Source organism: Pseudomonas sp. 1L-E-NC-VB-C3 (assembly GCF_057291535.1).
The window spans coordinates 79,937-91,059 of record NZ_JBXAWD010000020.1; the positions used below are offsets into that span (position 1 = coordinate 79,937).

Sequence of the window (11,123 nt, forward strand, 5' to 3'; positions counted from 1 at the left end):
GTAAGCGAGGAGAGGGACGTCTGCCTGTTCACGGTTCCGTCGTTGGCGCAATATGCCTGCCAGCCACAAACAATCCGAACCAAGGAAACCGTATGAGCCTGTCGCTGCTGAGCCGCTACGCCTTCTTTGCCGTCTGCGTGATTTTCACCCTCGCCAGCCTGCCCTTTCTCGAACATGACTGGCTGTGGCCGATCACCGCCGCCACCGCTGTGCTGAGCCTGCTCGGCGTGTTCGACCTGTTGCAGACGCGCCATGCAGTGCGCCGCAATTATCCGATTCTGGGCAACATCCGTTATCTGGTCGAAGGCATCCGCCCGGAGATTCGCCAGTACCTGCTCGAGTCCGACAGCGATGCCCTGCCCTTCTCCCGCGCGCAGCGTTCGCTGGTGTACTCGCGAGCGAAAAACGAAACTGCCGACAAACCGTTCGGCACGCTGATCGACGTCTACCAGTCCGGCTTCGAATTCATCGGCCATTCGATGCGCCCGGCGCCGTTGAGTGACCCGAACGGTTTCCGCGTCATTGTCGGCGGTCCGCAGTGCACGCAGCCGTACTCGGCATCGATCTTTAATATCTCGGCAATGAGCTTCGGCTCGCTCAGTGCCAACGCCATCCGCGCCTTGAACCAGGGCGCCAAACTCGGCAACTTCGCCCACGACACAGGCGAAGGCAGCATCAGCCCGTATCACCGCGAACACGGTGGTGATCTGACTTGGGAACTGGGCAGCGGCTACTTCGGCTGCCGCACCAGCGACGGCCGTTTCGACCCTGAGCGCTTCGCCGTGCAGGCGCAGAATCCGCAAGTGCGCATGATCGAAATCAAGATGAGCCAGGGCGCCAAACCCGGCCATGGCGGGATCTTGCCCAAGCATAAGGTCACCAGGGAGATTGCGGAAACACGCGGCATCCTGATGGGCGAAGACTGCGTCTCGCCGTCGCGCCACAGTGCGTTTTCAACGCCGATCGAGATGATGCAGTTCATCCAGCAACTGCGCGAATTGTCCGGTGGCAAACCGGTGGGCTTCAAATTCTGCCTCGGCCATCCGTGGGAGTTCATGGGCATTGCCAAGGCCATGCTGGAAACCGGCATCCTTCCCGATTTCATCGTCGTCGATGGCAAGGAAGGCGGCACTGGCGCCGCCCCTGTCGAGTTCACCGACCACATCGGCGTGCCGATGCGCGAAGGTCTGCTGTTCGTGCACAACACGCTGGTCGGCCTCAACCTGCGCGACAAGATCAAACTCGGCGCCAGCGGCAAGATCGTCAGCGCCTTCGACATCGCCAGCGTGCTGGCAATCGGCGCTGACTGGGCCAACTCCGCGCGCGGCTTCATGTTCGCCATCGGCTGCATCCAGTCGCAGTCGTGCCACACCAACAAATGCCCGACCGGCGTTGCCACCCAGGACGCCTTGCGCCAACGCGCTCTGGTGGTACCGGACAAAGCCCAGCGCGTCTACAACTTCCATCGCAGCACGCTCAAAGCACTGGCGGAAATGCTCGCGGCGGCCGGGCTTGAGCATCCGTCGCAACTGTCGGCCAAGCATCTGGTACGACGCATGTCGGCGACCGAGATCAAACTGTTCTCGCAGTTGCACGTGTTTTTGAAACCGGGGGAATTGCTCACCGGCGAAGTGAATGGCGAGTTCTATTCGCGGATGTGGCAGATGGCGCGGGCGGATAGTTTTGAGCCGAGCGAGGTCGTCGCTGCGTAACTGCTCAAAGGTGTGCATTTCCATTCGGAATGCCCACCGCTACCGATCATGGTTCAAATGTACGGATCTTGAATAATCGCACATGACCTATTTCTTCCTTATCGATAATTTTTGCTTCGTACCTTTCTAGATTTTTGATTCCCTGAGCAAAACCAGGACCATAGTTCGTCTCCAGAACATAAAATTCTTTCGGGTGACTGGGCAACGACAAATCAGTTTTCAGCTTCTCTAAATTACTAACAAGCAGCGGAGATCCCAGCAACTTGAAATAGACACCAAACTGAATCGCATCAAGCGAATAGATTGGCAACACGTTTGACTTATTCATTACAGAGATGACGATATCTCTCATGTGCGTCTCGCGTGAGTACGGATTTTCAGGATCCCTCAGATAACTGATATCCCTGAATAAAGGCGTAGCAGAAAATGTCATCAATACCACCAGCATTAACACTTTTACTGGCACATCTCTTATATTGCCAACTGCGTACGCAGCCACCAGCAATACGGCGGGCAGAAGAAAAATAAAATTGCGTTGAGTTGTCACCGGGCGTAAGTAAACAGAACAGACATAGGGCACCACAATTCCTACTACCCCCCAGAACACAATCAGCCTGCAAGCAATTGCGCTTTCAGGATTTTGAGCCATCGACGCCAGCCCTGAAATTAAAATTACAGCGAGCAAAGCGGCCAGAAACGTATCTCCGAAATACAACAGGAAAACCTTGAAGAAAAAAACAGTTTCGGGTGGTTGAATCCAGAAATCCCGTGAAAAGCTACTCTCAGCGTACGATAAACCAGGAATTACGGTTAATGCGGCAAAAAATCCGGCGCAAATGAACCTGTATATAACTTGGCTGTGGACCTCGCTGCGCAAGATCATGTGAAGCAACACAAGCACTTGAGCAAAGACCGGCAGATAACCGAAGTAATGAGTATTTATCAGCGCGGCGGAAGTCAGCCAATAGCAAAAAAAATCCTGCCCTCTGCCTCGACTTAAGCAGCGCAAGAAGATCACAAAAGACAAAACGGTAAGCAACGACAGAAGCGCATAAGAGCGAGTCTCTTGCGAATACTGAACCAAGAAACTATTGACCGCTGCCAACCACGCAACGATGAGCCCTACTTGTTCATCAAACAATTTGCGCCCGAGGAGGAATACAGAGGGAATCAACAGCACGCCGATTACCGCAGAGAGATACCGCCCTGTGTGTTCGCCAAACCCGACAGCCTGATAATAAGTCCACAGTAAAATCTGATAAAAGGGAGGATGAACGTCACTCAATGTAGTTCGATACACGTCAAAGAATCCATTTTGCGGATCGCTTACCGATACACTGAAGGCCTCATCCAGCCACAGGCCAGTAGCATCGATGTTGCGCAACCTTACATACAGGCCAAATCCAATTGCGCCAATCAGACACAGGTACATTGCCAATTTGTACTTTCGCGACGCAGTGTCCATTGTCATCTCCTCAGTAGTTACTCAGCCATGATCAAAACCGGCTACCGACCTCTTCCATAAAAGTGCAAGCATTCCCACCCCGACCGCCAACCACAACGTTACCAGCCGTAACAAAACCGTCGCCGCGATCGCATCTGCCAACCCGACTCCGCCTGAAACCAGCAGCGCTAGCATCGCTGCTTCGGCACTGCCCAAACCGCCCGGCATGAAACTCAGAGCCCCCGCCAACATGGCCACCGCATAAATAAAGATCGCCAACGTTAGGCCCACGTCCGCGCCCATCGCCTGCAAAATCCAGTAAAACGCCAATGCTTCAAGCCCCCAGGCCAGCAGGCTCAATAGCGTTGCGCCCATGAAGCGACGAGGGGAATGACAGCGGCGCGACTGACGCAATACCTGAACGGCATGCCCCAGCAACCGCGAGAATCTGTCGTGCCGTTGCTCAGTGCGACGATCAATCGCGCTGACAAGGCTTGGCGAAAACATCATCGATGTACCGCATACCAAGAGGACGAAACTGGCAATGATCATCGACAACCATTCCGGATGCGCGCTCAAGCCGAACAATGCCAGGCCCACCATCGCCAGCAGGTCCGCAAGCCGCTCACTGAACAGCGCGGCAAAGCTCTGTGCGTAAGGCACCTCCAAACGTTTGAGCAAAACACCGCGCAACGCCTCCCCGGCCTTGCCGGGAGTCGTCGTCAGGGCGAATCCGGCCAGGTAGATGTTCAAGCTCGCCCGCCAAGGCAACCGGTGACCCAAGGCAGACAGATAACCCTGCCAACGCAAAAAACGCAGACCGTATCCAAGCAAAACCACGCAGACGATTTGCCCGCACTGCCACCAACCCACTCGACTGACCGCCGCGCTCACCGCCGACCACCCACCCCACAGGGAAACAGCGAGATAAGCGAGGGCGGAGCAGATCACCGAGCCGATCAAAACGCGGTAACGCCACCCGGATAACATCAGTGTCTGATTCACAGGTTCAGCCTCTTGAACAGCGGCTGCGGCATCACCCGAATCAGCCACATGATCACCGCCCAAAAGCCGGGCACATACAGCACCGCCACCTGTCGATTGATCCCTCTGACTATTCGCCGGGCAACCGTATCCGGTTGCCCTACAAGCACGGAGGGCAGCGCCAACCCTCGCGTCATGGGCGTGTCGACTAACCCAGGCTTTATCGTGATCACATGCACACCCGCTTTGAACAAGCGTACCCGCAAGCCTTCGCAGAACGTGGAAACGGCCGCCTTTGCCGCGCCGTACAGGTAATTGGAAGGTCGTCCTCGATCCCCGGCAACCGAGGAAATGACCGCCAGCGTGCCGTGCTGCTGGACAACCATGCGATTTGCCAACAGCGTCAACAGCGCGATCATTGAACTGCCGTTATTGGCGAACTGCTCCATAGCCTGTTCAACGTGTTGTTCGCACGCGTACTGATCTGGCAGCGAGCCATAGGCAATCAGACAGATATCCACCGTCTGCAACGTCGCCAGGCATTTCTCGTACATGACCGGATGTGCGGCGATATCACTGGCGTCCATGACGTACGTGGTCACGGCTCTGGCACCTCGAGCCTGAAGATCGACGCTGGTTTGCTGGAGTTTTTGCGCATCCCTGCCGACCAGGAACAATTCGCTGCGATCAGCCGCCCACAATCGTGCGCAAGCGCAGGCAATCGCCGAGGTGGCGCCCACAATCAGTATTTTTTTCATCGAGTGACTCGCTGCCAGAAACGGGACATCAGGGTCGGATCGCGCATCGCTTCCAACTGCTCCCAGGCGGGATAGGCCTGGCGAAAATCGCTGCCGCTCATGTGAGCGTCCTTGGCTGGATACAAACGACCGCCTGCTTCCCGCACGATGGCGTCGAGACGCGGCAGAAGTTTTTTCGGCAGATCTATGTCGTGTGGAAAGTCCAGCGCCAATGAAGTACCGGGCATAGGAAAGGAAAGCCATCCCGGCGAAGGAATGTCGCCACAACGCTTGAGCACCGCGAGGAAGGAGCCACTGCCGCTACGCGCAATCGACTTGAGTAATTCGGCCAGTGCCACGGCTGCAACCGAGGCCGGCAATACGCACTGAAATTGCTGGAAACCTCTGCGTCCGTAGATGCGATTCCAGTTTTCGATACGGTCCAACGGATAGAAGAACGAGCTGTAGGCAACCTTTTGATGTTGTCCGTTCGTTGGCTGCCGTTTCCAGTAGTGATAGTTGAACAGTTTCAAGGTGAGCGAATTGATTAGCGATACCGGAGGGCGGATCGGGACAGACAGAGAACGTGGTGCAGCGACCTCAAGGGGCCCCGCCTCGCAATGATCCCCAGCCGTGTAGCATCCGCGCCCTAGCGCATTGCCCTTGGCCAGGCAATCGATCCACGCGACGCTGTATTCATGCCGCGCATCCATGTCGGCCGACAGGGCAAAAAAGTCATCCAGACAGTCAAAACGCACCCGTATGCTGTCGATCAGGCTGGACTGGATTTTGCGCAGACGAATGCGCACCCAGGTAATCACGCCCGTCAGGCCGAGCCCGCCGATGGTGGCGGCAAACCACTGTGGGTTTAGCGTCGCCGAGCACACCATCGGCGATTGCATGGAACGGTGCAGCCCGAAACACACCAGCGAATGGGCAAACGTGCCGCAGCGATGGTGATTTTTCCCGTGGACGTCATTGGCCACCGCCCCACCCAGCGTTACATGCCGCGTACCGGGTGTGACGGGCAAAAACCAGCCACGGGGAATGGCGAGTTGTAAAATCTCGCCCAGTGTCACGCCGGCCTCAGCGCAGATCTCACCCTTTTCCCAGTCGGCTTCGATGAAGCGGTTCAGGGGACGTAATTGCAGCACATGATCGCTTGCGGCCATGCAGCTATCGCCATAGCTGCGCCCATTGCCAAACGGCAAAGTTGTCCCGTGTGATTCGATCAACTGCTGCCACTGCGGTCCGATATCCGCTTGCCAGTGGCAGGGACGACCACTCTGCGGGGCATAGGGATAGTTTCCCCAGGAAGCCAGCGAGGCCATCATGCCGCCACCCAGAAAATCAGACAGAACACTGTTCCCATCACCAGACTCAAGCGATCACGCAGTGCGAAAACCACCGGATCCTCATTCATGCGGCCGCGATGCGTCAGCAGCCAGATACGAGTGATCCAGAACAGCATCAATGGGCAGGCAAACCAGAGCCATCGGGGATATGCATACAACTCGGTAGTTGCGCTGTCATGGATGTAAAGCGCCAGCACCAGGACAGCGAGATAACCGGATGCGGCCCCCAAAGAGGAGAGCATTGCCAGGTCCGCAGGAAAGTAGTCGCGGCCGCCGGTCTTACCGGTGATGCCGCCGTGCAGCGCCAGCAACAGCTCGGCATAGCGCTTGACCAGCGCGAGGCTCAAAAACATGAACATGGAAAAAGCCAGCATCCACCCCGTCAGGTCGAGCCCGAAAGCGGCGCCACCGGCAATGATGCGCAAGGTGTAAAGCAGCGCCAAAGCGATGACATCCAGCGCCATCAACCTCTTGAGCACCAGCGAATACACCAGCGTCAGGCCGTAATAGCAGGCCAGCACGGCAATGAATGGGTGAGGCAGCCACAACCACGCGCCGATGAACGACACTGACAACAGCAGGGGGAAAATCAGCAGACCGGACTGGATGGATAACGAACCATTGGCGAAGGGTCGATTGCGTTTGCTCGGGTGCCTGCGATCATCGTTCAGGTCGAGCAAGTCGTTCAGAAGATAGACGCTGGATGCACACAAGCCGAAAAGCATGAAGGCCAGCAAGCCGCGCCCCAATAGCAGCGGGTTGGCCACTTGATGCGCTGCAAGCAGGGGAACGAAAATCAGCACATTCTTCATCCATTGATGAATGCGCAAGGCTTTGTACAAACTTCTGAAATACGTAACGCGAGAGTGAACCACCTGGACTACGTTATCCAGATGCCGGGCGGCACGTTGGACTCCCGCTAGCGGATTGACGATATAAGCTTGCCTGGCCGACCGCCAGATCGGCAGATCGTCCAGCGAATTGCCGATGTAATCGAAACTTTTCTCCCCATATAACGCCACCAGCGCATCACGTTTGTTCGTTCCCGAAAGGTTCTGCTCGAGGGTTGAACCCAGAACGTCATCAAACACCTGCAGATGCTCGGCGATCCGCACTGCCAATGTGTAATGACTGGCTGTGGCGAGAACAATTTTCCGACCGGCGTTGCGCTGTTCCTCGATCATCCGGAGTACGTCGGGATCATAGGGCAAAGTCGCGAGATCGACGTCCGATGTCATTGCCAGTCGATCTTTCAGATACGCCTTGCCGTGCCAGAGCCAGGGAAAGAGTTTCAGGCAGTGCAATGGTTTGCTGCGGACAAAGGACATCACGCATTCGAACAGCAGATCAGATTTGACGAGGGTACCGTCCAGATCAACTACGAAGGGCATTGAAGCAGCGCAGGACGCTGACATCGGCAGTACGTCAGGCGGAGAGACGTTCATGCCCGTCGCCCTGGAAAAAGGACAAAGCGGAAAACGCAGTACCCTAAAACAATATTCACCAGCGAAAACGAAGCGACCGTCACAAGCCCCGACAAGCGCCAGACATCCCCAATGACACCCACGCCAAAACTCACGCCGCCCATCAGGCCGATGAACATCAGATAGGGAAATACCGGCGTTTCCCTTTCAAAGATATAAAGCATGTTCAGATAGAAAGAGAGCGCAGCAGCTACGCAGAACGCCGCAAAGTTGCTGGCCGCCTGACTCAGGGCGGCCGCCTGACAGAGCACGAAAAATATCTGCCAATGGATGAGCGCATCGGCCACTCCGATGGCGGTGGTTGCAGAGAATCCTTTCATGGTGAGGGCCAGCCGCTGCCAGAGGACGGACCTCCAAACTAGGCCAGAGCTTGAAGACGGTCTACTGTCAGAAATTACAGGTCGAGGGCTTTATCCGACCAGCGGTCATCTTGTCGTACTCACGTGTCAATAGCTCTTCCCGTGCGATTTTAAGGCGTTGACCGTTAATCGCCTTGCCCATAAAACCCAAAAGCCCCGATCTCTCGATCAGGGCTTCGTTGTTTACGCACTTAAGGTTCAAGAAACCGAACGCACCGAACCTTGCGTCACTTGCGTCGGCTGCAACTTGAACACGTAAAACAACACCGTCAGCAGCACAAGAAACGCCGGTCCCACATACAGCGCCACGCGGGTGTCCGGGAAGTACGCCATCAGGCCGACCACCAGTACCAGAAACGCCAGCGCGAAGTACGAGCTGACCGGGTACAGCCACATCTTGTACTTGAGCCCGGCACGTTCGCTGGCGCTCAGGCCTTTGCGGAATTTCAGCTGGGCGAGGAGGATCATCACCCAGGTCCAGATCGCACCGAAGGTGGCGATCGAGGTGACCCAGACGAAGACTTTTTCCGGTACCAGATAGTTGAGCATTACGCCCAGCAGCAACACCGCGATCGACAGCAGCAGTGCCCGGCGTGGCACACCGTTGTTCGAAGTCTTGGCGAAGCCCGCCGGGGCCTGGCCGTTCTGCGCCAGACTGTAGAGCATGCGCCCGGTGCTGAAGATGCCACCGTTGCACGACGACAGCGCCGCAGTAATCACCACGAAGTTGATGATGCCCGCAGCGGTCTTGATGCCCAGACGCTCGAAGGTCATCACGAAGGGGCTGCCCTGGGTGCCGATTTCATTCCACGGGTAGATCGACAGGATGACGAACAGCGCGCCGACGTAGAACAGCAGGATCCGCCAGAACACCGAGCCGATCGCATCGGGAATGGTCTTCTGTGGGTTTTTCGCTTCGCCGGCGGTGAGGCCGATCATCTCGACGCCGAGGTAGGCGAACATGACCATTTGCAGTGACATCAGCACACCGGTCACGCCGTTGGGCATGAAACCGCCGTGCGCCCACAGGTTGGAAATGCCCAGCGCCACGCCATCGTTACCGAAACCGAAGGCGATGATGCCGACGCCGCCAATGACCATGGCGATGATGGTGACGATCTTGATCAGGGCGAACCAGAATTCGAATTCGCCGAAGGCTTTTACTGCGATCAGGTTGATCGAGCCCATGCTGATCAGCGCTGCCAAGGCCCAGATCCAGCGTGGCACATCGGGGAACCAGATGCCCATGTACACGGCCACGGCGGTGATTTCCGCGACGCAGGTCACCAGCCACAGAAACCAGTAGTTCCAGCCGGTGAGAAAGCCGGCCAGCGGACCGAGATAATCCTGCGCGTAGCGGCTGAACGAACCGGCGACCGGGTTATGCACGGCCATTTCACCGAGGGCGCGCATGATCACCAGGATCGCCAGACCGCCAAGGATGTAAGAGAGCATGATCGCCGGACCGGCCATCTGGATGGCTTTGGCCGAACCGAGAAACAGACCGACGCCGATACAGGCACCGAGCGCCATCAGGCGGATATGCCGTTCGCCGAGTTCACGTTTGAGCGGACCGCCCGAAGCGGTGTCGCCGTGCGGCAGAGGATTGCCAACTGGCATAGGGGTACAACCTCGTCTTGTTATTGGATATGACCACCGGGTTTCGAAGCGTCGGCCGATAGGCCTTGGCTGGGCAGGAAACCGCGTCGGCTTCGTGGGCAGACGCGTCTTGCAGGGCAGGCCTGAAAGATCAGCGGGGCGTGCAGTATAAAAAGCTCAGGGCAGGATTTTTCACTCTAAAAGTCACAACATTCAGCGACAACTCTCGGCAATAGTGGGTTCTGCGGAGAGGCATTACCTGCATTACGTAGGAAAAGTCGCCACTGAAAAAGCCGCGAAGTATTGCACAGACATGGTGCAGCGTCATGTTCCAGCCCCGGTGCATTTGATTCACTGCGCGATGTCTCCCCTCGCGCTTGATCACGGATAAATCGCCCGGCGGATTCAGAAATTTCGCTCAACAGTTGCAGCGCCGACCGGAGCGGCCAACCACTAACCTTTGAAAAAGCCAGGAGCACATGCAAGGAAGCTCACATGCCAGTCCGCCCCAATTCCCACCGCCTGCGCCAAGGTCGTTTCTCGGAAAACGGTCGTGCCTACTTCATCACCTCTGTCATCCACGAACGCCAGCCTGTATTTGCAGATTGGCGGACAGGCCGATTACTGGTTGCAGAACTGCGCCGGGCTCATGAGCAAGGAGTCGCGCAATCCATCGCCTGGGTTGTCATGCCTGACCACTTTCATTGGCTGATGCAATTGCAACGCGGCTCACTTGGTGAAGTCATTGGCGGTGTAAAGGCTCGCTGTACGCATGCGGTTAACAGAAAAACCGGACGTCACGGACCGCTGTGGCAAACCGGCTACCATGACCGAGCGATCCGTGACGGCGAGGACCTGGAGCCCATCGCCCGCTATATCATCAATAATCCCTTGCGAGCCGGGCTGGTCGATAGCCTCGGTGATTACCCGCTTTGGGATACCTGCTGGCTCTGAGCGCAACAGCTCTCTGGAATAAGTGCATCTATTGTGGCGAGGGGATTTATCCCCGCTCGGCTGCGTAGCAGGCGCAACTGGCTCACATGCCGTGTGCCTGTAGATACCGTGGCGGCAGGTTTTGGGGCTGCTTCGCGGCCCAGCGGGGATAAATCCCCTCGCCACAGGGAGTCCCTGCAAGACAGATAAATCTGTCCATCGCTCGCACAGACACATCATGGGGATGTGAACAGCATCCTTGTGGCGAGGGGATTTATCCCCGCTCGGCTGCGTAGCAGTCGCAACTTCCTCAGACTCGGTGTGCCTGTAGGAACCGTGCTGGCAGGTTTTGGGGCTGCTTTGCAGCCCAGCGGGGATGAATTCCCTCGCCACAGGGAGTTCCTGCAAGACTGACAAATCTGCTAGCCACAGGGAGTCCATCACTCGCACAGACACATCATGAGGATGTGAACAGCATCCTTGTGGCGAGGGGATTCATCCCCGCTCGGCTGCGTA

Annotated in this window: 9 protein-coding genes; 2 read left to right on the plus strand and 7 right to left on the minus strand. The window is 56.8% G+C overall.

Going from position 1 to position 11,123, the window contains the following annotated elements; genetic code table 11:
- The first annotated feature begins 92 nt into the window (after positions 1 to 92).
- On the plus strand, positions 93 to 1,712 hold the full coding sequence (locus AC0Z5Z_RS25045; RefSeq protein WP_252876838.1) for an FMN-binding glutamate synthase family protein: 1,620 nt from the start codon (positions 93 to 95) through the stop codon (positions 1,710 to 1,712).
- A 46-nt stretch (positions 1,713 to 1,758) separates the two neighbouring features.
- Here AC0Z5Z_RS25045 and AC0Z5Z_RS25050 read toward each other — a convergent pair whose 3' ends face one another.
- From AC0Z5Z_RS25050 to AC0Z5Z_RS25080, 7 genes are all read right to left on the minus strand, one after another.
- Positions 1,759 to 3,177, minus strand: a complete 1,419-nt coding sequence (locus tag AC0Z5Z_RS25050) for a glycosyltransferase family 39 protein (RefSeq protein ID WP_056790075.1) — start codon at positions 3,175 to 3,177, stop codon at positions 1,759 to 1,761.
- Between the two features lie 21 nt (positions 3,178 to 3,198).
- Positions 3,199 to 4,161: a lysylphosphatidylglycerol synthase transmembrane domain-containing protein gene (locus AC0Z5Z_RS25055; protein WP_485611788.1), complete on the minus strand. Its 963-nt coding sequence runs from the start codon at positions 4,159 to 4,161 to the stop codon at positions 3,199 to 3,201.
- Positions 4,158 to 4,898 carry an SDR family oxidoreductase gene (locus AC0Z5Z_RS25060; protein ID WP_485611789.1) on the minus strand — a complete coding sequence of 247 codons (741 nt, stop codon included), beginning with the start codon at positions 4,896 to 4,898 and terminating at the stop codon, positions 4,158 to 4,160. Before AC0Z5Z_RS25060 ends, AC0Z5Z_RS25055 begins: the two co-directional genes overlap by 4 nt.
- Positions 4,895 to 6,211 carry an FAD-binding oxidoreductase gene (locus AC0Z5Z_RS25065; RefSeq protein WP_095181736.1) on the minus strand — a complete coding sequence of 439 codons (1,317 nt, stop codon included), beginning with the start codon at positions 6,209 to 6,211 and terminating at the stop codon, positions 4,895 to 4,897. The genes AC0Z5Z_RS25060 and AC0Z5Z_RS25065 overlap by 4 nt, the downstream gene beginning before the upstream one ends.
- The gene (locus AC0Z5Z_RS25070) at positions 6,208 to 7,677 is read right to left on the minus strand and encodes a UbiA family prenyltransferase (RefSeq protein ID WP_252886748.1); all 1,470 of its coding nucleotides are present in this window, start codon (positions 7,675 to 7,677) and stop codon (positions 6,208 to 6,210) included. The genes AC0Z5Z_RS25065 and AC0Z5Z_RS25070 overlap by 4 nt, the downstream gene beginning before the upstream one ends.
- Positions 7,674 to 8,036 (minus strand): GtrA family protein, encoded by a 363-nt coding sequence (locus AC0Z5Z_RS25075; RefSeq protein WP_095181734.1) that lies wholly within the window; start codon positions 8,034 to 8,036, stop codon positions 7,674 to 7,676. Before AC0Z5Z_RS25075 ends, AC0Z5Z_RS25070 begins: the two co-directional genes overlap by 4 nt.
- A 237-nt stretch (positions 8,037 to 8,273) precedes the next feature.
- Positions 8,274 to 9,695: an amino acid permease gene (locus tag AC0Z5Z_RS25080; protein ID WP_095181733.1), complete on the minus strand. Its 1,422-nt coding sequence runs from the start codon at positions 9,693 to 9,695 to the stop codon at positions 8,274 to 8,276.
- A gap of 474 nt (positions 9,696 to 10,169) precedes the next feature.
- On the opposite strand from AC0Z5Z_RS25080, the gene AC0Z5Z_RS25085 reads away from it, so the two are divergent.
- Positions 10,170 to 10,628, plus strand: coding sequence for an REP-associated tyrosine transposase (locus AC0Z5Z_RS25085; protein ID WP_150741885.1), 459 nt, complete (start codon positions 10,170 to 10,172; stop codon positions 10,626 to 10,628).
- Positions 10,629 to 11,123 lie beyond the last annotated feature (495 nt).